The sequence below is a fragment of the Thermincola ferriacetica genome, assembly GCF_001263415.1.
Lineage (GTDB): Bacteria > Bacillota > Thermincolia > Thermincolales > Thermincolaceae > Thermincola > Thermincola ferriacetica.
Window position 1 is genome coordinate 1 of the sequence record NZ_LGTE01000034.1, and the last position, 22,641, is coordinate 22,641.

27 protein-coding genes are annotated in these 22,641 nt (G+C 47.1%); 6 read left to right on the top strand and 21 right to left on the bottom strand.

Annotation, left to right across the window (positions count from 1 at the left end; all coding sequences use genetic code 11):
- The first annotated feature begins 449 nt into the window (after positions 1–449).
- Positions 450–662 carry a hypothetical protein gene (locus Tfer_RS14565; protein ID WP_152909076.1) on the top strand — a complete coding sequence of 71 codons (213 nt, stop codon included), beginning with the start codon at positions 450–452 and terminating at the stop codon, positions 660–662.
- Positions 663–777: 115 nt separating this feature from the next.
- On the opposite strand, the gene aroA is transcribed toward Tfer_RS14565, so the two are convergent.
- The 17 genes from aroA to Tfer_RS14650 form a co-directional block, all read right to left on the bottom strand.
- Positions 778–2,064 carry a 3-phosphoshikimate 1-carboxyvinyltransferase gene (gene aroA / locus Tfer_RS14570; RefSeq protein WP_052219027.1) on the bottom strand — a complete coding sequence of 429 codons (1,287 nt, stop codon included), beginning with the start codon at positions 2,062–2,064 and terminating at the stop codon, positions 778–780.
- Positions 2,065–2,130: 66 nt separating this feature from the next.
- Positions 2,131–3,240: a prephenate dehydrogenase gene (locus tag Tfer_RS14575; protein WP_052219028.1), complete on the bottom strand. Its 1,110-nt coding sequence runs from the start codon at positions 3,238–3,240 to the stop codon at positions 2,131–2,133.
- Between the two features lie 36 nt (positions 3,241–3,276).
- On the bottom strand, positions 3,277–4,290 hold the full coding sequence (aroF, locus tag Tfer_RS14580) for a 3-deoxy-7-phosphoheptulonate synthase (RefSeq protein WP_052219029.1): 1,014 nt from the start codon (positions 4,288–4,290) through the stop codon (positions 3,277–3,279).
- A gap of 238 nt (positions 4,291–4,528) precedes the next feature.
- The gene (gene aroF / locus Tfer_RS14585) at positions 4,529–5,434 is read right to left on the bottom strand and encodes a 3-deoxy-7-phosphoheptulonate synthase (RefSeq protein ID WP_427916568.1); all 906 of its coding nucleotides are present in this window, start codon (positions 5,432–5,434) and stop codon (positions 4,529–4,531) included.
- A gap of 36 nt (positions 5,435–5,470) precedes the next feature.
- Positions 5,471–6,295: a tryptophan synthase subunit alpha gene (gene trpA / locus Tfer_RS14590; protein WP_083436977.1), complete on the bottom strand. Its 825-nt coding sequence runs from the start codon at positions 6,293–6,295 to the stop codon at positions 5,471–5,473.
- A gap of 2 nt (positions 6,296–6,297) precedes the next feature.
- Positions 6,298–7,485: a tryptophan synthase subunit beta gene (trpB, locus tag Tfer_RS14595; RefSeq protein ID WP_052219031.1), complete on the bottom strand. Its 1,188-nt coding sequence runs from the start codon at positions 7,483–7,485 to the stop codon at positions 6,298–6,300.
- A complete protein-coding gene (locus tag Tfer_RS14600) occupies positions 7,469–8,095 on the bottom strand; it encodes a phosphoribosylanthranilate isomerase (protein ID WP_052219032.1) in 627 nt (208 codons plus the stop codon). The genes trpB and Tfer_RS14600 overlap by 17 nt, the downstream gene beginning before the upstream one ends.
- A complete protein-coding gene (trpC, locus tag Tfer_RS14605) occupies positions 8,095–8,889 on the bottom strand; it encodes an indole-3-glycerol phosphate synthase TrpC (protein WP_052219033.1) in 795 nt (264 codons plus the stop codon). The genes Tfer_RS14600 and trpC overlap by 1 nt, the downstream gene beginning before the upstream one ends.
- 5 nt (positions 8,890–8,894) lie before the next feature.
- Positions 8,895–9,941, bottom strand: coding sequence for an anthranilate phosphoribosyltransferase (gene trpD / locus Tfer_RS14610; protein ID WP_052219034.1), 1,047 nt, complete (start codon positions 9,939–9,941; stop codon positions 8,895–8,897).
- A 166-nt stretch (positions 9,942–10,107) separates the two neighbouring features.
- Positions 10,108–10,686, bottom strand: a complete 579-nt coding sequence (pabA, locus tag Tfer_RS14615) for an aminodeoxychorismate/anthranilate synthase component II (RefSeq protein ID WP_052219035.1) — start codon at positions 10,684–10,686, stop codon at positions 10,108–10,110.
- 3 nt (positions 10,687–10,689) lie between these two features.
- The gene (trpE, locus tag Tfer_RS14620) at positions 10,690–12,156 is read right to left on the bottom strand and encodes an anthranilate synthase component I (protein WP_052219036.1); all 1,467 of its coding nucleotides are present in this window, start codon (positions 12,154–12,156) and stop codon (positions 10,690–10,692) included.
- Between the two features lie 186 nt (positions 12,157–12,342).
- Entirely contained in the window at positions 12,343–12,714 is a 372-nt protein-coding gene (gene aroH, locus Tfer_RS14625; RefSeq protein ID WP_013120475.1) for a chorismate mutase, read from the bottom strand.
- A 23-nt stretch (positions 12,715–12,737) separates the two neighbouring features.
- Complete coding sequence (locus Tfer_RS14630) at positions 12,738–13,154, bottom strand: HutP family protein (RefSeq protein WP_052219037.1); 417 nt, start codon at positions 13,152–13,154, stop codon at positions 12,738–12,740.
- A gap of 50 nt (positions 13,155–13,204) precedes the next feature.
- Positions 13,205–13,654 carry a hypothetical protein gene (locus tag Tfer_RS14635; protein WP_052219038.1) on the bottom strand — a complete coding sequence of 150 codons (450 nt, stop codon included), beginning with the start codon at positions 13,652–13,654 and terminating at the stop codon, positions 13,205–13,207.
- Positions 13,655–13,752: 98 nt separating this feature from the next.
- Complete coding sequence (locus Tfer_RS14640) at positions 13,753–14,991, bottom strand: BaiN/RdsA family NAD(P)/FAD-dependent oxidoreductase (RefSeq protein ID WP_052219039.1); 1,239 nt, start codon at positions 14,989–14,991, stop codon at positions 13,753–13,755.
- A 93-nt stretch (positions 14,992–15,084) separates the two neighbouring features.
- Positions 15,085–15,786, bottom strand: coding sequence for an LrgB family protein (locus Tfer_RS14645; RefSeq protein WP_013120479.1), 702 nt, complete (start codon positions 15,784–15,786; stop codon positions 15,085–15,087).
- Positions 15,761–16,147 (bottom strand): CidA/LrgA family protein, encoded by a 387-nt coding sequence (locus tag Tfer_RS14650; protein WP_049771622.1) that lies wholly within the window; start codon positions 16,145–16,147, stop codon positions 15,761–15,763. Before Tfer_RS14650 ends, Tfer_RS14645 begins: the two co-directional genes overlap by 26 nt.
- Positions 16,148–16,293: 146 nt before the next feature.
- Here Tfer_RS14650 and Tfer_RS14655 point away from each other — a divergent pair, with 146 nt between their 5' ends.
- A complete protein-coding gene (locus Tfer_RS14655) occupies positions 16,294–16,956 on the top strand; it encodes a DUF1638 domain-containing protein (protein WP_052219048.1) in 663 nt (220 codons plus the stop codon).
- A gap of 90 nt (positions 16,957–17,046) precedes the next feature.
- Here Tfer_RS14655 and Tfer_RS14660 read toward each other — a convergent pair whose 3' ends face one another.
- Complete coding sequence (locus tag Tfer_RS14660) at positions 17,047–17,661, bottom strand: LysE/ArgO family amino acid transporter (RefSeq protein WP_052219040.1); 615 nt, start codon at positions 17,659–17,661, stop codon at positions 17,047–17,049.
- 318 nt (positions 17,662–17,979) lie between these two features.
- Between Tfer_RS14660 and Tfer_RS14665 the strand changes: the two genes are divergently transcribed.
- On the top strand, positions 17,980–18,246 hold the full coding sequence (locus tag Tfer_RS14665) for a type II toxin-antitoxin system Phd/YefM family antitoxin (protein WP_052219041.1): 267 nt from the start codon (positions 17,980–17,982) through the stop codon (positions 18,244–18,246).
- Entirely contained in the window at positions 18,239–18,553 is a 315-nt protein-coding gene (locus Tfer_RS14670; protein WP_052219042.1) for a type II toxin-antitoxin system RelE/ParE family toxin, read from the top strand. The genes Tfer_RS14665 and Tfer_RS14670 overlap by 8 nt, the downstream gene beginning before the upstream one ends.
- Positions 18,554–19,013: 460 nt before the next feature.
- Here Tfer_RS14670 and Tfer_RS14675 read toward each other — a convergent pair whose 3' ends face one another.
- Positions 19,014–19,721: a hypothetical protein gene (locus tag Tfer_RS14675; RefSeq protein WP_052219043.1), complete on the bottom strand. Its 708-nt coding sequence runs from the start codon at positions 19,719–19,721 to the stop codon at positions 19,014–19,016.
- 653 nt (positions 19,722–20,374) lie between these two features.
- Between Tfer_RS14675 and Tfer_RS17180 the strand changes: the two genes are divergently transcribed.
- Both Tfer_RS17180 and Tfer_RS16165 read left to right on the top strand, forming a co-directional pair.
- The gene (locus Tfer_RS17180) at positions 20,375–20,842 is read left to right on the top strand and encodes an IS110 family transposase (protein WP_052219044.1); all 468 of its coding nucleotides are present in this window, start codon (positions 20,375–20,377) and stop codon (positions 20,840–20,842) included.
- A complete protein-coding gene (locus tag Tfer_RS16165; RefSeq protein WP_282432073.1) occupies positions 20,725–21,591 on the top strand; it encodes a transposase in 867 nt (288 codons plus the stop codon). The genes Tfer_RS17180 and Tfer_RS16165 overlap by 118 nt, the downstream gene beginning before the upstream one ends.
- Before the next feature lie 135 nt (positions 21,592–21,726).
- On the opposite strand, the gene Tfer_RS14690 is transcribed toward Tfer_RS16165, so the two are convergent.
- Both Tfer_RS14690 and Tfer_RS16365 read right to left on the bottom strand, forming a co-directional pair.
- The gene (locus tag Tfer_RS14690; RefSeq protein ID WP_052219046.1) at positions 21,727–22,212 is read right to left on the bottom strand and encodes a hypothetical protein; all 486 of its coding nucleotides are present in this window, start codon (positions 22,210–22,212) and stop codon (positions 21,727–21,729) included.
- A 279-nt stretch (positions 22,213–22,491) separates the two neighbouring features.
- Positions 22,492–22,638, bottom strand: coding sequence for an integrase core domain-containing protein (locus tag Tfer_RS16365; protein WP_207642458.1), 147 nt, complete (start codon positions 22,636–22,638; stop codon positions 22,492–22,494).
- Between the last annotated feature and the right edge of the window lie 3 nt (positions 22,639–22,641).

The window sequence follows — 22,641 nt, forward strand, 5'->3', positions numbered from 1 at the left end:
CTCTTCTCACTTCTACCGTAGACGAAAATTACATCACCGGGGTGGCCAAAATGGAATCGGGATTGGTCATAATCCTTGATTTAGAAAAGGTTATTGGCCGGGATATGGCTGAAACTGTATAAATGCTCATACAGTCTGACAGGGGGTTAGCCATAAACGCTGACCCTCTGTGCTGTTTTCGGTAGGAACTGCCGCTTACCGCTGTGGAGGTAAAACAACCGTTGCCCTGTGGAAGGCCGCTACACCGGTGAAACAACCGTTGTTATGAGGCAAGCCGCTGCACCGGTGAAACAACCGTTGCTTTACGGAAAGCCGCTGCGCCGGTGAAACAACCGTTGCTCCGAGGTTACGCCTTCCTTCAACCACGGAAGGGCGGGTGGGGTTCTCCGCTACCGTTTGGGAGCGACTGCGCCCGCAAATCCGCTGCCGGGCAGGCAGAGAGTTCCCGCATGTCCGAAGATGGCGAAGGCCGCGGGGAAGTCCGGCACTCAACGCAAGTTGAGTGGCTGGACGGGAGGCGGCCTGACCCGCAAGAAATGCATTATGAGCCATCGAGTTCGGGAACGCTGCCTGCCCGGCAAGGGTTTGCAGCACAAAGCTCCCGGGTAGCGGGGATACCCTCCTACCCTGCCGCCATTCTCCAGCACAAAGCTCCGGGGTAGCCGGGTCATCCCACCCACCCTTCCATTGCAACGTTGAAATCGCTGAACCCGGCCAAATCGTTATCCTGGCTTGCGGCCGGGTTTCCGGCGTCGGTGTCGGATGATGAGGCCGCTTTTATCGGGCAATCTTTTCCAGCAATTCCCCGAAGTTTGGAAATGAAACATCTGCGGCTTCCCAGCCGTCAATTGTTGTTTCCCCTTCTGCCACCAGCCCGGCTACAGCCATAGCCATGGCTATCCGGTGATCGCCGTGGCTGTCACAGAAGGCAGCCTGCAGCTTTTTCCCCCCTTTTATGCGCAGCCCGTCCGGTAGTTCATCCACTTCTACCCCAAATTTTGCTAACTCCATTGTTACGGTAGCAATGCGGTTGGTCTCTTTCACCTTGAGCTCAGCGGCATCCCGGATGACCGTTTCTCCATCCGCCACGGCCGCTGCCACGGCCAAAACGGGAATCTCGTCGATCAGTCGGGGAATAATGGCTCCGTCAATTTCCACGCCTCTTAATAGGCTGGATTCAACCAATATATCGCCAACGGGTTCCCCAGCTACCTCCCTTTCGTTTAAAATTTCAATCCGGCCACCCATTTGCCGCAATACATCAATAATGCCGTCGCGCGTCGGATTAAGCCCCACTTCCCGGAGCATGAGTTCTGAACCGGGAGTTGTCAGCCCGGCAACAATAAAGAAAGCCGCCGAGGAAATATCCCCCGGTACCCTGACTTCCCTGCCTGTGAGCTCGGGAAATCCCGTTACCGATATCCTGTTGCCTTCGACCTCAATATCAGCCCCAAAATACCGGAGCATCCGTTCCGTATGGTCCCTTGACTTAACAGGTTCCTCCACCCTTGTTTGCCCGGAAGCAAAAAGTCCGGCCAGGAGAACGGCCGACTTCACCTGGGCGCTGGCTACAGGAGAAACAAAATCAATTGGATATAACTCTCCTCCTTTTATAGCCAGAGGTGCAAGCCGTCCGTTCTCGCGGCCCCAGATGTGGGCGCCCATTCTGGTTAAGGGGATGGTGACCCTGTCCATAGGCCTTTTCCGGATGGATTCATCACCTGTCACAGAAGAAAAGAAGGGCTGGCCCGATAAAATACCCGTCATCAGCCTGATGGTCGTTCCTGAATTGCCAACATCAAGGATGTCCCCGGGTTCCTGCAAACCCCTCAACCCCTTCCCCACCAGGGTGACAATGTTATCCTTTTCTATATTAATTTCAATCCCCATGGCCCGAAAACACCGGATGGTGCTCAGGCAATCGGCTCCCATAAGGAAATTCTCAATCCTTGTGGGCCCCTCAGCCAGAGAGCCGATCATAACAGCCCGGTGGGATATGGATTTATCACCGGGAACGGCAATTGTTCCTCTTAGCTTTACGCCGCCTGATACTCTATACTTCATAGCACACCCCGTTCAATGTATCCGATAAAACATCTCGGAAATATCTTATAACATGTTAATAATCTTTTACAATTTTATTTTTGCCTTAATATTGTTTTCTCTAAACAAAGTTAATGCCTTTTCCTGATCTTCGGCAGAACCAAAGCCAAGGCGGATACTACCACCTTCGCCCTCTTTTACCCGCATAATTTCTATATCACTGATATTTATTCCTGCCTCTCCCAGTAAACTCGCTATTCCGGCAATGACGCCGGGCCGGTCAGGTACATAAATTATTATCTCATACAGTACAGGCAGGTAACCCTTCATCCTGGCGGGAATACCTCTGCGTATTTCCCTCGCCCTATTGAACTCAGCCTCGATCCCCTCTTCGTCACAGTTGTCGATCATGGCCTCCATCTCATTTAATGTTTCTTTAAATATCTTCAGAACCTCCAATATCTGCTCTTTGTTTGTGGTACATATATCCCTCCACATCAAAGGGTGGCCTGATGCTATGCGGGTGGTATCCCGGAACCCGCCGGCGGCCAGCCCCAATATGTCCGGGTAATCCTTATGCAGGCGGCCTACGGTATTGACCAACGCCGCAGCCACAATATGGGGCAGATGACTGATGCCGGCCACAAGGAAATCATGCTGTACCGGGTTCATTTCCAACACCCTGGCGCCAATAGAATTTACAGTCTGCTTCAGCTTTTGTACTGGCTCTTCCGGGGTGCCCGGCATCACGGTCAGTATATGTACCGCATTTTCAAACAGGTACAAATCGGCTCCGTTAACGCCGGCCTGTTCGGACCCGGCCATGGGATGTCCCCCGACAAACACCGTTCCTTCAGGCATTATCCTTGCTGCTGTTTCAACAATAAGGTTTTTCGTACTGCCTACGTCAGTAACCACGCACCCTTTTTTCAGGAAAGGCGCTATTTCTGTTAATATCCGAACAGAAGTGCAGATGGGAGTTGCCAATACAACCAAATCGGCTTCCGCAACCCCTGCCTGCAAATCAACGATGCCGCGGTCAATGGCCTCCATTTCCACTGCCGTATCAAGTATCTTCTCTCTTACGTCCACGCCAATAACAGATTTGGCCAAACCCTTCTTTCTCAATGCCATCCCCAGCGAACCGCCTATTAATCCGACACCGACAATAGTCACCTGTTCCCACAGCGGCTGCATTCTAACTCCCTCCCAAAACAATTGCTATAAGGGAGATTATAAAGTTCTCCCCATAGCTTCCGCAATACCCCTGACCTCGTTCATAAGTTGGGCAAAATTCTCCGGCGTCAGGGATTGTGGCCCGTCGGACAGCGCTTCGGCCGGATTGGGATGCACCTCTATCATAAGTCCGTCGGCCCCGGCCGCTATGGCTGCCCTGGCCATGGGTTGTACATACATCCACTTGCCCGTACCGTGGCTGGGGTCAACAATAACCGGCAGATGCGACAAGTTTTTGGCCACCGGAACAGCGCTTAAATCAAGGGTATTCCTGGTGTGTTCCTCAAAGGTCCGGATACCCCGTTCACATAATATGACATCGTAATTACCGCCGGACATAATGTATTCGGCAGCCATCAACCATTCTTCTATGGTGGCTGAAGGCCCGCGTTTTAGAATGACAGGTTTTTTAATGGTTGATACCTCTTTTAGCAGGAAGAAATTCTGCATGTTCCTGGCGCCTATCTGCAGAATGTCCGCATATTTGCAGACCAGCTCCACCGTCCTGGGATCAACAACCTCAGTAACTACCAGAAGGCCCGTCTCTTCTCTTGCTTCTGCTAACATCTTCAGACCTTCTTCCTCCAAACCCTGGAAAGAATAGGGGGAAGTACGGGGTTTAAAAGCCCCGCCTCGTAAAATGGTAGCTCCGGCCTCTTTCACTGCTTTCGCCGTAGTCATTATCTGTTCCCTACTCTCTACGGCACAAGGGCCCGCCATGACATGAATCTGCCGCCCGCCAATTTCCAGATCGCCGATTTTTATTCTGGAATACTCAGGCTTAAATTCCCTGCTGACAAGTTTATAGGGATGTAGAATGGGCACTACCTTTTCGACCCCAGGCATCGCCTCCAGGGCAATCTCCGATAAAAGCGACTTATCGCCTATAGCCCCTATTACGGTCCTCTCCACACCTTCTGATAAATGAATCTTGAAACCCAGCCCCGCTAAACGGTTTTTTACGTTTTCAATCTGTGACTGGGTAGCATCATGTTTCATAACAACAATCATATTTATCCCTCACTTTAAATCTTCCTCTACCCTTTCCTTTTTTTGCAAAAACTTTTTTACCCTTCAACTTCCTATCTTTCTGTAATTTGCGAAAAAATCATGAAACACCCATTACCCGAATATTAAAAAAGCACTCCAAAAAGGAGCGCCTAAGGCATACTTTTCCATAGCCACTTAACCTCCCTTCCTGCCGTCCTACCGCTTTTTTTTAATGTTAAATTCCAACCATCCTACAATTTTATCGTACCATATTAATTTTGTTTTGACAAGAAACCTTTTCCTCTTTATCGCACGTTCTATCTACGGCTGCCGCCACCGCTCTCACTTCTTTCATCAGTTTAGCGAAGTTTTCCGGTGTAAGAGATTGGCCGCCATCGCACAAGGCCAACTCCGGTTCAGGATGCACTTCTATCAGTAGTCCATCGGCGCCTGCGGCAACGGCTGACCTGGACAAAGGTCCCACCATCCCCCACCTGCCTGCGGCATGGCTTGGGTCAACAATAACAGGCAAATGCGACAGGTGTTTTACAGCAGGAATTGCGCTGATATCGAGAGTGTTCCTGGTATATGTTTCGAAGGTCCTGATGCCTCGTTCACACAAGATAACATTATGGTTCCCCTCGGCCATTATGTATTCAGCAGCCATCAGCCACTCTTCAATAGTGGCCGATAATCCCCTTTTCAGAAGCACCGGTAAAGAAGACCGGCCCACTTCTTTCAAAAGCACAAAATTCTGCATGTTCCTGCTGCCCACCTGGATAACATCGCAATAACGGGCAATCAGTTCCACATCCCTGGTATCAAGCACCTCAGTAACCACTGGCATCTCAGTCAGTTCTTTCGCTTCAGCTATTATCTTCAATCCTTCTTCAGCAAGACCCTGGAAAGTATAGGGAGAGGTCCTGGGTTTAAAGGCGCCGCCTCTGAGCATGTGCGCTCCCAACCGTTTCAATGTCACGGCCGTTTCCAGGTATTGTTCCTTATCCTCTATAGCACAGGGTCCTGCAATTATCACGATATTGTTACCGCCAACTTTTATTCCCTTGATGTCTACTATCGTATCGTCTTTTTTGGTTTCCCTGCTGACCAAAGCATCATGTCTCACTGTCCTGACCCCCAAGATAAACAAAGCTTTAAAAACAATGCCGGCCGGTACACTACCGAACCGTATATACTATAATTATATCGCTTCTTTTAAGCTATGAACAAAGTTTTTTACGTGAACCAGCAAATCAGGTGAATTCTGATATTCTTCAATAGTTTTTACCAAAGCGCTGCCAACTATGACAGCATCACAATGTTTTGCAATTTCCCGGGCCTGTTCCGGGTGGGAAACACCAAACCCTACGGCCAGCGGATTGGCGGTATTTCTTCGCACACAGTCAAGAAAATCCTCCAGGCCTGGCGGCACCCCCTGCCGTATACCTGTTACCCCTGTCAGAGATACACAGTAAACAAAACCCCTGTCACCGGCAGTAATCCGTTTTATACGTTCAGCCCCGCTTGTGGGGGCGACCAAGGGAATCAAATATAACCCTTGGGCCGTAAGTTCCCTTTCCAAAGGAGCGGCTTCTTCTACAGGCAGGTCCGGCACGATGACGCCATCTACTCCCACCGTTAAGGCTTCAGCAGCAAATGCCGCCAGTCCGTACCTGAGAACAGGATTATAATAAGTCATTAAAATTAAAGGTATGTTACTCTGCTTCCTGACTTCCCGTACTGCACCAAAAATTCCCTTTAAGGCAGTACCGTTTTTTAACGCCCGCAAAGAGGCCTTTTGTATGACCGGCCCGTCAGCCAACGGGTCAGAATAAGGTACGCCCAGTTCCACAATGTCGGCGCCGGCTTTTTCCATTTCCAGCACTAGGCGAACTGTAGTTTCCAGATCAGGATCGCCGGCCGTGACGAAAGTTATAAGGCCTTTTTCCCCGCGCCTGGCCAGGTTATCAAATTTCTGCTTTATTCTATTTTCTAAGAGCATGGTCTTTTCATCAGCATAAGCCATCCCTAGTCCACCTCCAGTAAAGCGGCCACCGTCTGAACATCTTTGTCGCCCCGCCCGGAAAGGTTTACCACCACGACCTGATCCCGGTTTAACCTGGGAGCCAGTTTTAAAGTCTCCGCCAGGGCATGTGAACTTTCTAGGGCCGGTATAATTCCTTCCGTCCGGCATAGGACCTGAAAAGCCTCCAGAGCCTCCTGGTCCGTAACAGATGTATATGTCACACGACCTGTTTCTTTTAAATAGCTGTGTTCCGGTCCAACCCCCGGATAATCAAGACCGGCCGAAACAGAATGGGCTTCCAAAATCTGGCCGTCATCGTCTTGCAGCAGGTAGCTGTAAGCCCCGTGCAAGACCCCTTTGCTGCCCTTCGTCAATGTAGCCGCATGATAAGGTGTATGAAGTCCGTGTCCCGCAGCCTCGACCCCAATCATCTTCGTTTCCGTATCCAGAAACGGATGAAACAAACCCATGGCATTACTACCGCCTCCTACGCAGGCTACCAGATAATCAGGCAGCTTTCCTTCCAATTCCAGAATTTGCTGCCTGGTCTCCAGCCCAATTACCGACTGCAGGTCCCGCACGATCATAGGATAGGGATGGGGTCCGCCTACTGATCCCAAAACATAGAAAGTAGTCCGGACATTGGTAACCCAGTCCCTAATGGCCTCATTCATAGCATCTTTTAAGGTCCTGCTGCCGGAAGACACAGGTTGCACCCGAGCCCCCAGGATTTTCATCCGGAAAACATTCAGTTCCTGTCTTTTTATGTCTTCTTCGCCCATGTAAACAACACATTCCAGGCCGAACAGAGCTGCCGCCGTCGCTGTAGCCACTCCGTGCTGACCGGCGCCTGTTTCGGCAATCACCCGTTTTTTGCCCATTTTTCTGGCCAGCAGCACCTGTCCGATGGTGTTGTTGATCTTATGGGCGCCGGTATGGTTCAGGTCTTCCCTTTTTAAATATATCTTCGCGCCACCGCAGTAATCAGTAAGCCGTCTGGCAAAGTAAAGGCGCGAGGGCCGGCCCACATATTCGGCAAGATATTTTCTGAATTCGGCCTGAAAATCGGGATCATTTTTGTATTGTAAATAGGCTTCTTCCAGCTCGAAAAGAGCCGGCATGAGGGTCTCCGGGACAAACCTGCCGCCAAACTCCCCGTAATATCCGTTTTTATCAGGCAGTACCTGCATAGTTGTACCTCCTCACTTGTTCAATAAATCTGCGCATTTTATCCTGGTTTTTCATACCACCCGTTTCCACCCCACTGCTTACATCCACTCCGTAAGGCAGTGTTGTTTCGATAGCCTTCCGTACATTCTCCGGGGTTAAACCACCGGCCAGAATTACAGGGCCGTACTCTTTGGCGTGCACTGCCAAGGACCAGTCAAAAGTCTGCCCGGTACCGCCCGGCTGCCCCGGGACGAAAGTGTCCAATAAAAACCCACTGACACAACCTTTATATGAAGCCAGTTCTTCAAGGTAACCCTCTCTGACCCTTATACCTTTGACCACCTTAGCCCTGACTTCCCGGCAGTATTCAGGGCTCTCGCTGCCGTGCAACTGTACTGTGTCCAGCCCCACCCAGTCTATTATTCTGTTTACCTCGCCAACAGCTTCATCCACGAATACCCCGACAATATTTACATAGGGGGGTACGGCGTTGGCAATTTCCCGGGCCTTTTCTATGGTTACCTGCCTGCGCCCGGTGGCAAAAACGAGACCGATGGCATCGGCTCCGTAGGAAGCCGCCGCTACAGCATCAGCAGGGTTTGTAATGCCGCAAATCTTTACCCTGACCATCAGGCAACCCCCTCCCATCCCAGCAGTTCAAGAACTTTTTGCCGAATATCCTTTTCCCGCATCAATGACTCGCCCACCAAAACGGCATCCACACCGTGGCTCTTTAAAAATTTAACATCATTACCGTTTTTAATGCCGCTTTCACTGACAATTTTACAACCTTTGGAATCCCGTATCTTGCCGCAGAGATTAACGGTAGTATTGAGGTCAGTATGAAAGGTCTGCAAGTCCCGGTTATTGATCCCCAAGAGGTGTAGGGGCAGCCCTTTGACCCGCTCATATTCTTCTTCCGAATGAATCTCCACCAGGCATTCCATGCCCAGTTCTGTCGCCAGATCAAATAACTCGGGGAGCATCTTATCATCCAAAGCAGCTGCAATTAGCAGGATCAGGTCAGCTCCCAGGCAGCGGCTTTCATAAACCTGCCAGGGGTCAATGATAAAATCCTTGCGCAAGAGCGGCAGGTCGGTAACTTTTCGCACGGCCTGCAGGTAAGCAGAACTGCCGAAGAAAAACTTTTCATCGGTGAGAATTGAAATGGCTGCTGCTCCGGAAGCCGTATAAATTTTAGCTATCTCAACAGGGTCAAAATCTGCCCTGATAATACCTTTGGAAGGAGAACCTTTTTTTATTTCCGCTATTAATCCCATTGCAGGCCTATTATCCAGCGCTTTTACGAGAGACCTGGCAGGGGGCAAAGCAGCCAGGCTCTGTTTCATTTCCGTCATTGATTTAAGGGTTTTTGCTAATTTCACTTCCTGCTTTTTCTCCTTGAGAATACTATCTAATATCATCCCGTTTATGCCCCCTGGCTGACCCTCTGGTTTTCCATGGCCATCTCATTGGTTATTTTAATCAGGTCCTTTAATTTTTTTAAGGCCGCTCCACTGTCAATAGACTTTGCCGCCAGTTTTATCCCGTCGGCGATGTCACTGCTGAATCCGGCAGCAACCAGGCCCAGAGCCGAATTTATCAAAACTACATCCCTATGCACGCCAGGCGCCCCCTCCAGAACATTACGCGTAATGCGCGCATTTTTTGCCGGATCCCCCCCGGTCAAGGCATTATTCGGCACCCGTTGAAAACCGTAATCAAGAGGATCCAACTGGTATGTATGAACCCTGCCGTTTTTAACCTCACTGACAACTGCCGGACCCGATAGGGAAACCTCATCCATACCCCCGGCGCCATGGACCACAAAAGCCGCCTTGGTGCCCAGTTTGGCCAGCACACCGGCCAATACCTCTGTCAGGCGCTCGTCGTAAACTCCTACGACCTGGACCTGCGCCCCCGCAGGGTTGGTAAGGGGCCCCAAGATATTAAAAACAGTCCTGATTCCTATTTCACGCCTCGGCCCAATCGCATATTTCATCGCCCCGTGCAATGCAGGAGCGAATAAAAACCCGATGCCTATGCGGTCGATACAAGCTCCCACCTGCTCAGGCCGCAGGTTCAGGTTGACACCCAGGGCTTCCAGGACATCAGCACTGCCGCTTTTGCTTGAAACAGAACGATTGCCGTGTTTGGCCACAGGCACGTCGGCCCCGGCCACAACAAAAGCAACTGTTGTGGAAATATTGAATGTATTGGCTTCGTCGCCCCCGGTTCCGCATGTATCCAAAAGCAAGATACGGGACGTGGGCACCGGGGTAGCCTTAGCCCGCATAACCCGGGCAAAACCGGTTATTTCATCAACAGTTTCCCCTTTAATCCTTAAAGCGGTAATTACAGAAGCTATCTGGGCGTCCGTTGCCCGCCCACTCATAATTTCTTCCATCAGCCCGGCAGCTTCATCTTCGTTCAGGTCCTGCCCAGCCACAACTTTGCTAATGCTCTCCTTTAACACTATACTCTCCTCCTCTCAACTCATCTACTAATGGTCAATAAGGTAGATTATTGACCTCTGCAATTAAGTCTCTCTTCTCCCCCAGACCCACTTTCGCTTTACTGTTTACAGACCCACTTTTGGCCAACTGCCAACTGTCAACTGCCAACTGTCAACTGTCAACTGTTTACTCTTGCCTTACTGACAAAGCCAGGAAATTCTTCAACAATGTCTTTCCGGCTTCAGTTAAAATTGATTCGGGGTGGAACTGGACTCCTTCCACAGCCATTTGCTTGTGCCTGATACCCATTATCTCATTCTGGTCCGTCCAGGCAGTAATTTCCAAGCAGTAGGGTAACGTTTCCCGTTCCACGATCAGCGAATGGTAACGGGTAGCCGTGAACGGAGACGGAATTCCCTGGAAAATCGTCCGGCCGTCATGGTATATCCGGGAAGTTTTGCCATGCATGAGGTTTTCTGCCCTGATTACTTTCCCGCCAAAGGCCTGACCGATGGCCTGGTGACCCAGACAAACCCCGAGAATGGGAATTTTCCCGGCAAAATATTTGATTAGATCCAGGGATATCCCCGCTTCATTGGGCGTGCAGGGGCCGGGGGAGATGATAATGTGATCGGGATTCAGCTCCTCTATTTCCGGTAAGGTAATTTTATCGTTCCGGTAAACAGTGATTTCTGCCCCCAGTTCCCCCAGGTACTGGACTAGGTTGTAAGTAAAAGAATCGTAGTTGTCAATCATTAACAGCACTTTTCATCCAACCTCCCTGAAAGCAAGTGTTTCGATTAGTGCTCGCGCCTTGTTTAACGTTTCCTGGTATTCCCTTTCCGCATCGGAATCAGCTACGATACCCGCCCCTGCCTGAATATGGACCATACCCCGGTGGACCAAAATGGTCCTGATGGTAATGCAGGTATCCATGTTACCCGTAAAACTTAAGTACCCTATGGCCCCGCCGTATAATCCACGTTTGGTGGGTTCGAGTTCCTCAATTATTTCCATAGCCCTGACCTTGGGAGCCCCTGACAAGGTGCCGGCAGGAAAGCAGGCCTGCAGGGCTGCAAAAGCTGTCTTTCCTTCCGCTAAACGGCCTTTTACACTGGAAACAAGATGCATTACGTGGGAATACCTTTGAACAACCATAAAATCCGTTACTTCTATACTACCATATTCGCACACCCGGCCCAAGTCATTTCTGCCCAAATCAACCAACATCAGGTGCTCCGCCAGTTCTTTTTCATCCTGCAAGAGTTCTTGTTCCAAGGCCCGGTCTTCCTCAGGGGTTACCCCTCTGGGCCGGGTTCCGGCGATGGGACAGGTTTGCACGATTCCGTCCTCAACCCTGACCAGCATTTCCGGCGAAGACCCAATAATCTGGATTTCTCCGAAATCCAGAAAGTACAGATATGGCGCCGGATTTATTACTCGCAAAGTCCTGTACAGGGAAAAAGGATCGGTATTCAGCGGCAGGCTGAATCTTTGTGACAGCACTACCTGAAAAATATCGCCGGCCTTAATATATTCCTTGGCCTTGTTTACCATTTCGAGAAATTTTCTTTTCGGCAGGTTGGATTTTATGTCTCCCCTTTGTTCAGGAGTACTCCCTCGGGACAAAACAGAAATGTTATGCTGCAGGATTTTTTTTCTGATAATTTCCAGGTCTTTCACCGCTTGCATGTACTGTAGCCGTGAATCTTTACCCGGCATAGTATTGCAGATAATCTTCAGTTTATGGGTTATATGGTCAAAAGCCAAAACAAATCTGGTAATAATAAAGTGACATTCGGGTAAATCCAAATCATCCATATTGCAGTCGGGCAGCTTTTCAAAAAACCTGACGGTATCATAGCCGAAATACCCGACAGCTCCGCCATAAAACCTGGGCAGGTCAGTTAATTTAGGGGCATTAAATCTTTGCATCAACTTTTCCAGTTCTGCCAGGGGAGAACCGGAAAACTCGTATATATAATCCCCCTCGATAATTTTCCCCGCTCCTTTTTTGCTGGTAAAGGTAATTACCGGTTCAAACCCGATAAAAGAGTAACGGGCTAGGTTTTCACCACCTTCCACACTTTCCAGCAGAAACCCCTGTTTCCCCTGGCACGCTTTGGCGTAAACCGTAATCGGTGTATCCGTGTCAACTACCACTTCGGTATGTACAGGTATCAGGTTATATTCTTCTGCCATTTGCAAATAATCATTTTCCGATGGATAAATCATGTTCCCATCTCCCCGCAAAAACAATAAAACCAGCACTCAAATGAGTACTGGTTTAAATATACATATCCCAGACCTCATCTCAGCTCAGCTCTGCTCTGCTATTTCTCGACTATACTCAACTGCGTAAAAACTCAACTCAGCTTATACTGAATATAACATGGGATAAGCCCGTCTGTCAACAATTGTTTAAAGATCCGGGCGAAGTTTGGTGGCATCCCGCAGGTAAAGGTGCTTTATCTCGTCCTGTTTTTTGGTAGTATTTACATGCATCAGCACCCGGATAACCCCGGACATGGCCTTGGGGACATCAATTTCCCTGGCGCACAACAGGGGCACATACTTCCATCCTAACTCTCTTGCCGCCAGAGCCGGAAACTCCGCATTCAAATCAGGTGTAGTAGTAAAAAATATGCTGGCTATGTCCTCAATTTCCACACCGTTTTCCTTCATGAGTTCCTGCAAAAGTTCCACTGTTGCGTTAAAGATTTCCCGGGCGCTATTTTCCTTAACGGTTATCGCACCACGTATTCCGCGTACATACCATCTTTCTACCATCATACCATCCTCCCCGTAGTATTAAATTAAGGAACGGCGCGGTGTCCTAATCCAATGGCCACCTCGTCCAGGTGCAGCAATCCAATGCCAAAAAATACGGCTACTGTTATATGGTCCTTCTGCCGTGCAATGCCGATCTTCCCTCCCACGTTTAATCCCAAAGCCTTGGGCATGATTTGTGACAGGGCTTCCCGGGTAGCCCCGGCAACAGCGCCCTCATCGGTATGGGTATCACTGATTACTCCTTCTCGCTTGGCAGCAACAATGGCGCGTTCGACTATCTTTTTTACCGAAGTAATGAACTCGCCACCGTAATCAACGGCCGCCGCTCTAATCCCTTCCTGAAGAAACCTGTTCTGCAAAAGTTTTTCGTCTTCCCTGCTCTCAGTCAATGCCATTTGGATTGCCGCGCTGGCTGTTTTCTTGCTTCCAATAAGGGTCACAATATCACCGTCCTACCGAATAATATCTAATTATATTACAGAGGTTACCATTAGTCAACGTTGTTCAAAGGCAGGGCTTTCCGTTCATGGCGAAGTCTGATTATGGTTCCTTCCTTTAATTTGATTACCTTCCGGTCATTTTGCATGACCTGAATAAAAACAGGTTTGTCATAAAAAGATGCATCCAGCTCTACCAAATCCCCGGGATACACGGCTATAGCAGCGTATTTTTCAGCAAAATCGGCCCTTTTTTTACCGTTGACGTATATCGCGGCTTGGGCCAGCGAGGTATAGTCAACCAGTGAAAAAATGACTACAGACTTTTCCCCTATGTTCTGTCCGATAACCATTTGGTTGTCGGCAATCTGCCTGCTGGGTACAGAAAAATCCAGCATGGAACTGAACGAACCGGTGGTTACTGTCTGAACAGCCACTAAAACTACCAAACCCATTAATGTGACCCGGACCAATAGGCGTTCAATAATTTTGATCAACCGCATTGAGTTTATCACCCCCGCAGGTTTTTATACTTTATATATTCCTGCGCAGGGATTTTTATCCCAAGCCCGGCCCGGTTTCATTTTCTTCCCGCAATATTTTACATTTGTCCGGCTGCTTTCCCGGCCACGTACCCGGTAGAAAAAGCAGCCTGCAGGTTGAACCCGCCGGTATATCCGTCAATATCGATGACTTCACCTGCAAAATAAAGCCCTTGCACTAACTTAGATTCCATAGTTTTGGGGTTGATTTCTTTTACTGATACACCGCCGGCGGTTACCATGGCGTCCCTGAGCGGACGGCTCCTGGATATAGTTATGGTAAGCCCCTGGATTAAGGCTAATAGCTTCAGACGCTCCCTTTTACTGATCTGGTGCACCGGTTTGTCCCCAGGAATATTACTCAACCTTATAATCACCGGAATCAACGAACCGGGCAGCAGTTCTCCCAGCGAGTTATTCAATTGTTTGCGCCGGTTTTTCTCAAAATCGCGTAAAATCACATTATCCAACTGTTCCTGGGTAAAGGCCGGTTTTAAGTTGATTTTCAGCACTACCTCCTGCCCCAACTCCAGGTTCTCCCGGACAGTGCGACTTAAAGTGAGGATTATAGGGCCGGAAACACCAAAATGGGTAAATAGCATCTCGCCAGATTTCTCACCTACTGGTTTTCCGGCAGCAATCACCTTAATTAATACATTTTGTAAAGTCAGCCCCTGCAGTCCTTTGACCCAGTCTTCCCTTGTTTCCAAAGGCACCAACGCCGGTTTAGGGGTTATAATGGTATGACCGGCTTTTTCGGCCATTCGGTAGCCATCCCCCGTAGAACCGGTACTGGGGTATGACATCCCCCCGGTGGCTATAATCACTGCGTTTCCCGGTTCTTCCCCACCGCCGGCTAATTTTACACCCTTTACGTGGCTGTCCCGAATAATTACTTCTTCCACTGTCTCACCGCACCGGAACTCTACTCCTGCCTCCAGACAGTATTTTTTCAATACGGCCACTACATCGGCGGCCTTATCGGTAACGGGGAAAAACCTTCCCCCCCGTTCCAATTTTACTTCTAAACCCCGTTCGGAAAAAAAACTTATTAAATCCCAGTTGCTGAATGTGCTGAAGGCGCTGTACAGAAACGGGCCGTTACCCGGAAAACTTTTTACAAATTCATGCAGATTTGCCTCGTTAGTCAGATTGCATCTGCCGTTACCGGTAATGAGGATTTTCTTGCCTGGTTGTTTATTCTTCTCAAACAATATAACCCTGGCGCCTTCCTCCGCTGCTTTTCCTGCAGCCATAAGGCCCGCCGCCCCAGCGCCCACGACTAAAACGGTTTTCATGGGTCCACCTCTGTTAATTTGTTTAAAACCTGTTTAAAATCTACTGGGTTCTCTGTGGTATGGTTTATTTTTCTAAATAGTTTGCCACCACAGCTATATTAAAAGCTTTACTATAAAAGGTGCTATAATAGCAGTAACGATACCTGTCAGAACAATGGCGGCGCCGCTCATGGAACCTTCTACCTCTCCAATTTGCACAGCCCGGGAAGTCCCGCCGGCATGGGAAGCCGTCCCAATGCCTATGCCCGTGGCCACACGGCTTTTCACCCTGGCCAGCTTCATTACTTCCGCTCCTACAGCCCCGCCGAATATGCCTGTAACAGCCACGGCAAAAACAATGACCGAAGTATTGCCGTGCAGTTTTTCCGTAATCCCGATAGCAATAGGCATAGTGGTGGATTTCGCCGCTATGGAGGTGATCACATATTTGCTTACCCCCAGCAGTTTCGCCAAATATACAGTGGAAAAAGCTGCAGTGACGGCTCCGGTGAACACTCCGAGCATAATGGGTCGGAAATTTTCCCTGATCACAGGAATCTGTTTATACAGAGGCACCCCTAGGGCAACAGTGGCCGGGCCCAGAAAAAAGGTAATAATCCTGCCTCCCTGGTTGTATGTATCGTAATTAATGCCGGCAAAATGAATGACAAGCATAACAATAACACTGGCCAGAATCAAAGGGTTGAACAGGAAGAAATGCACCTTCCGGTAAAGCCTGTTGACGGGCACAAATACTGCCAGGGTCAAAGCAACCTGAAACACGGGTTCCTTAAGCATTTCCTTTATCAGCGTCACCGGCCGTACCTCCCTTGTCCATAAACTCTATTACTTTTGCTGTCACCACCATGACCAATACGGTAGTGGCCAGCAAAGTAATCAGCACCTGCATTCCCTCTTTTTTCAACAGGGGCAATATGGTGATCAAACCTACATTCAGGGGAATAAAAAATGACATCATGTTGTCCAGCAGCAGGTTTGCCGCATCCTCTACCTGCTCCAGTTTTACTATGCCCAAAACAAGGGACAGAAACAGCAGTAAAAGTCCGGTCAGATTCCCCGGCAAAATAAGGTGTGTCGCTCGCGTGATAAATTCTCCCAGGGCCTGCATAAATAAAAAAATTGCCAGGCCTTCAAAAACCTGCACTGTCTTTTTCAAGCTCCTCCCCCCAAAACAAGTCTCCATAGCAAGCCTTATAGTATAATTTATCACCGTTAGCACAAAAAGACAAGGGGCACAATCTATTGACCTATACCCCTATAGGGTATATAATTAATTTAAAAACCCGGAAAGGTGGTAACAAGATGAGTAAGGACGTTTCTTTTCAAGACTACGTTATTGTGGCCTGCGGGACGATGATCCCAGAATTAAACTACTTGAAGGCAACCGGTTTTTTGGATGCTGCTAAAATCCTTTACACTACTCCCGGCTTGCACCAGACACCCAATGAATTAGAAAAACAACTGCTTAAACAACTAAACGAAGCTAAAAAGTACGCCAAAAAAATAATTATCGTTTACGGCGGAACCTATTGTTACATAAACATAAAAAATCCCACCAGAACAATTGACACGGTAATAAACGAAATGAGGGAAGAAGGTTATTTCATCTCCCGTACTATTGTGCATAACTGTATAGATATGATTGCTTCTGTGGATGAACGGGAAGAAATTGCCCAGGGCAGCAAGGTCTGGTTCTGCACCCCGGGCTGGTTAAAATACCGTGAACATGAATTCAAGGGTTGGGATAAGGCTACCGCCAATGAAAACTTTCCGCAATACTCCGGTGGCGCAATTATGCTGGACTCCATTGGATTTTTTGACCAGTACATGGAAGAACACCCGGAAGAAATTCTGGATTTCTCTGACTGGATGGGTATCCCCCTGGAAGCCCGGAACGTCTCCCTCGACCGGTTTAAAAATGTGCTTATTAACGCGATGGATCCTGCCGATAAACCCAGGGAATAGCGTGAACTGAAAGAAGCTATACTGTAAAATAATTTGTGTAAACCCCTTGAGCATATGGGATTGAAGCTTCGCCAACCCTAATTTAAACAACTATCCTTTTAGGGATAACAAAAGATAAACTGCCGCTCCCCACATGATAAAAGCAGAAATTTTATTTATCACAATAATAAAATTACCTTTCTTATCGAATTTTCCAGTTAATCTCCCTGCTACCGCTAAACCAAAAAACCATATCCATGACACCAGTACCGTAGCTGATGCAAACGCGAACTTGTCCAAACCTTGATATGCCAAAGAACTTGTACCTATTACACCTACAGTATCCATAATTGCGTGCGGATTAAATAGGGAAACTGACGCAGCAAATATGATTTGTTTTGTTGGGGAAAATGAAGAATATGTATTCTGCTCATTATTATCTATCTTTGACTTCCATGTAGTCCAGCCCATGTAAATCAAAAAAACAACACCTATACCAATTAATACTGACTTAATAATAACCGAACCAAACACTAATACTGATATCCCCATCACTGACAGCGATATCAGGATGGTATCGCAAATTGCAGCCGTTAAGACAACCGGTAACACATTAACGAAGTGACGATGTAATGCACCTTGATTAAATACAAAAATATTTTGAGCTCCTAATGGCATAATCAATGGAAATGCTAGAAGAAAACCATGAATAGCTGCAGTAATCATAATGTTAACTATCACCTTTTCTAAAGTTCATAAGTACTTGGCTATATTAGCTGTAATCGTAGGGTCTTTTCACCTAACACATTGCCTTTGGAAACGAGCACGTCTGTCGAACTGGCTGGCGCGACTTTTGTTCACCCCAACCCTTATTAACCCTGACCCCCAAAAGGCCTGACAGCCGAGGACGGGGCAAGTTGGGTCGGAGCGAAGCGTAGCCGTTTGGCGCTGTGTTAGGTGATGTTGGCGTCAAGCAAATAGTATATTTTTTATCATTCTTATGATATAATATTATTACGATAAATGATAAAGGGGTGATCTCGTATGCCAATCATTAGGCCTATCTCAGACTTAAGAAACAACTTTAATCAGATATCTGAACTTTGTCATAATGAAGGCGAACCTGTCTTCATTACCAAAAATGGCCAGGGCGACTTGGTTGTTATGAGTATGGCAACTTATGAAAAACTTGAAGCTCTAATTGAATTATACCAAAAACTAGGAGAGGCTGAGCAAGAAAGTGCTTCCGGCGCACCAACTATCAGTCATAAAGCTCTAATGAAGAAAATGAGGGCTACCATCGATGGGTAAAAAGTATCGAATAAGATATCTTCCCAGTGCAGAAAAAGACTTTATGGAAATAACAGAATACATCAGGGCTGATAATCCTACTGCCGCAATTAACTTTATTGACCAATTTGACGAATCTATTTCGAAATTAGAAGATTTCCCACTGATGGGACAGATTCCAAAAGACAGACGACTTCAATCACAAGGTTATAGAATGCTAATAATAGGCAACTATCTGGTCTTTTATGCTGTAAAAGGTACAATTGTTGAAATCAGAAGAATTCTACATGGCAAGAGAAGATATTGTTTTCTTATTGACCCCAAATAGCCAGATTTCGTCTAACGCATCTGCTGGAAACGAACTTTGCCCGCCCGCAAGGCTGGCGCGGTTTTTGCACCTGATCCGCGAAAATCGTGACACCAAAACTGTTGTGTAGAAAGCCGTCATTCGGCATTTCTGCTAAGCCGCTCATTTGAGTCGGCTTTATTGCTGTTTTGAGTAGAAACGGCCCATTGGCCAGGCACGCGGCGCGGCCCTTTCACAATGTGCCGCCTGACCAGTAGTATCAAATGAGCGGCGTGGCCGGTCGTTGTCGTAGCCCTGGCCCGACCTTTTGGTGGCGCGATTTTTGCCAGGTAACTGCAAAAACCGTGACTGCCGAGGACGGGGCAAATTGGGTCGGAGCGTAAGCGCAGCCGTTTCCAGCGTTGTTAGGCGATGTTCCAATTTGAGCTAGAGCAACCTTTATGTATTACCACGATATATTGAAATTCGTGAATTCAAGCTTTCAATCGACAACTTTAAACTTCATTAGATTTTCGTCATACTTCAAAACTTCAATTGATTTCTCAGTTTTATCTGGTTTATTTATATCATATTGTGACTGAGGGCTACTCTTATATGTCCGTTTAAATTGGGAGTAAATAAGTTGTTCGTTAGGTATATGAAAGTTTATCGCTCCGATTATTATGTAGTTTTGCTTTGGTCCAAATGTATATCGCTCCGCTACCCCTTTCCATACTTCTTTGTAGCCCTTAGAAGTATATCCTAGCAAATAGAATGAGTTTTCCTGGTAACCAGTACCGCCCAAACCTGCAATGAAAGCCACATATTGTTTATTACTATTTCCTAATACCTGTAATCCATAAATAGGTTCTTCTTTTACATACACCTCTTTGTATTTGTCACCTTGTAACTCGAATAGTGCAAATACCCCATTCAAACGATCAATTGTTAAATAAGCGGCAATTTGTGGAGGTTCGTTTGAATTCATTCGGACATGCAAAAAAGTTATGTTCTCCGGTTTCACTAAATCTGGTTCTTTAAATTTAGTTTTAAAGAATTCATAAAGCCAACTTGGCACAGAATTCCGTGACTCTGTTGCAACGGTATTATTTAAGTCTTTTAGATTTTCTTTTGGGGAAATGACTGCTGCATTTGAACAACCGGTAATAAATAAAACAACTACAAAGCTCCAAAGTATTAGCTTTTTCATTCTTTTACACCCCATTTTCAAATTGGATTTCGCCTAACGCATGTGCTGGAAACGAACTTGCCCCGACCGCACAGCTGGCGCGGTTTTTGCACCTGCTCCGCAAAAATCGTGACACCAAAACTGTCGTGGAGAACGCCGTCATTCGGCTATTCTGCAAAGCCGCTCATTTGAGTCGGCTTTATTGCTGTGTTGGGTAGGAACGGCCCATTGGCCAGGCACGCGGCGGCCTTTTCCCAGTGTGCCGCCTGGTTGGTGGTACCAAATGGGCGGCGGGGCGGGTCGTTGCAGTGGCCTTGCCCTCACCTGCTTGGTGGTGCGATTTTTGCCAGGTAAACGCAAAAACCGTGACAGCCGAGGACGGGGCAAGTTGGGTCGGAGCGTAGCGGAGCCGTTTCCAGCGTTGTTCGTATAATACGGTCATAACCAGCTTGAACTGGTATGGCCTTTTTTGTTTTGTTCCTGTCCTTTACACTGGAATAAAACCAGGGTTTAGGACGTGAGCGTTGTTGGGGCTTAAGACCCCGTCGTCTAAAGTGTCCATTCCCTCTTAAGGCATTCATACTACGTTTGAGCTGGTTGGGCTTTTAGCCCGGATTACATGGCGAACTTGTGGGGAGTGCCCGAACAGGGTCCTGGAAAAAAGGAGGAGTTCTATGTATAAACCTGTGTTAAGTCTTGATGTATCAAAAGAAAACAGTATTGCTGCCCTTTATCTTTCGTTCGGTGAGCCTATGGGAAAGCCTTTCAGGGTGGAACATACTCCATCAGGCTTTGCCTCTCTCGTTGAGCTGTTAAGAAATCTGGAACTGTTAACCCACAAAAAGCCGGAGGTCATCTTAGAATCTACCGGCAACTGCTCCAGGGCTATTACACAAAACTTAATGGAAGCAGGATATTCAGTTATTGCTTTAAACCTTCTTGAAACTCATGAACAAAAACAACAGAAACGCAGGGCGTTCGTAAAGTCAAAACCGATAAGGTTGATGCCCAACGTATTGTTCAATTGTACTACTTTGATGAGCATAGGCCCCTGCATCCGGTTAATCCTGAAATCGCCGAACTCAGAAACCTTTGCGGACTGTACGGCGGCCTCAGTAACCTCTATATCGAAGCACAATTAAGGTTTCAAAGTATCCTGGATCTCTTGTTCTCACACTATACCGACGTGTTTTCTGATCTATGCGGTGACTCTTCTCTCAATCTAATCTCAGTATTCCCTACACCTGAAGCCGTTCTGTCCGCATGTAAGGAGGATATTGTTAAACATCTAAAATCCAAATGCCAAAGAAAAGACTGGCCTGAACAAATCTATCAAAAATTACTGACCGCCGCCAGGGCATGTTTGCCTTACAAAGTGGCCCAACAATCAAACGTACGTGTTCTTAGAGAATACATTCCTATTCTCATGACACAAAAACGCCTTCTTTCAGGCTTACGGGCTCAAATTGTTGCGGCGGCCAAGGGTATACCTGCTTATTCTTTACTCAAAATGATTCCAGGTGTCGGAGAGATTACTGCAGCTTCAATCCTTGCCGAAATCGGAAATATCACTCTGTTTCCCACTGCTAAACAGTTGGTGGCTTTCGCTGGTTTGGATCCTTCCGTATGTCAGTCCGGCCGGTTTGAAGCAGATAAAAACAAACTATCTAAAAGAGGCTCCGGCTACCTTCGAAAGGCACTCTATCAAGCCGCTTCCGCAGGTGTGCGTGTAACAGGAAAAGGGCCTGTGAATCCTTTGCTGCATGATTACTATTCCCGCAAAGTAGCTGAAGGCAAGAAGAAAATGGTAGCTTTACCGGCCACTTCAAGCAAATTACTTAGAATTATCTACGGTGTTTGGCGTAAAAACGAATCATTTAAGTTAGATTAATTCTTCGGTTAAGTCGGCAGTAACTCTTTTTAAGTCTACCACCGGTAGGCTAGCTTTGCTATGCCCTTTTTCAAGCCGGAAAAGATTTTTAGAAAAAACTCTTGACGTTTATTAGCTGGTTTAGGCGAAGTTGGTTTACAGTTCGTCTTCTAAACTTAGAAAATGTTTGTCCAGACCGTTTTTCATGGCTATAGGAATATTAGATAGAGCAGACCATAATATGGCCAAAACAAACCAAATTATTTGAATTTCATAAATTGAAGGACCGACTTTAAAAGATGGGTTATATGTTTTAATAAGACCAAAAGTTAATAATACTGAAGATACCACAATACCTGCTATACCAATCGTCATAGTGCGTCTAAGTTTCAATTCAAAACCCTTTTTTTTCCTATAAAAAATTATTAAAGTCTTGGTTGTATCACCAAATAATATTAGGGAAATCACGGATATATCTGTTAGTTGAAAAATCTTTTCACTAGGCACTTCAAATAAACCAGCTATCATCATATGTAAGATTAATGGTGATAAAATGAAAACCATAGTTTCAGCCATCCATAAAATTGTAACAAGCAAATAACCCAATACTTTTTCAGACAAAACTTTAATTCTTTTCATCATTTATGGTTTCCCTCTTCCATCTACATTTCGTAATATTTCTATTATCTTGGCATATGTAGTAAACCAATTTCGCCTAACGCATTGGGGCTAAATGAACTTGTCTCGCCCGCAGGCTGGCGGGCTTTTTGCTCACCCAAAACCCATACCCCCGGCAATGCAAAAAGCAGACAGCCGAGGACGGGGCAAGTTGGGCGGAGCGTAGCGGAGCCGTATAATGCTCCCCTTTGTCAAGACACGAAAAAAATTTTGTAAGTTATCCTCCTTTCCGTGTTTGTGTGTTTAAGCAACTTCTTGGTGACGCTTGTCATCATAGACTTGAGCCGGGCATTGGCCTTCAATAGAAAAATGGGGACGATAGGTATTGTACTCATGAATGTATTGGTTTAAAACAATTCTTAGCTCCCTGGGACTATTAAATTCATTAATGTA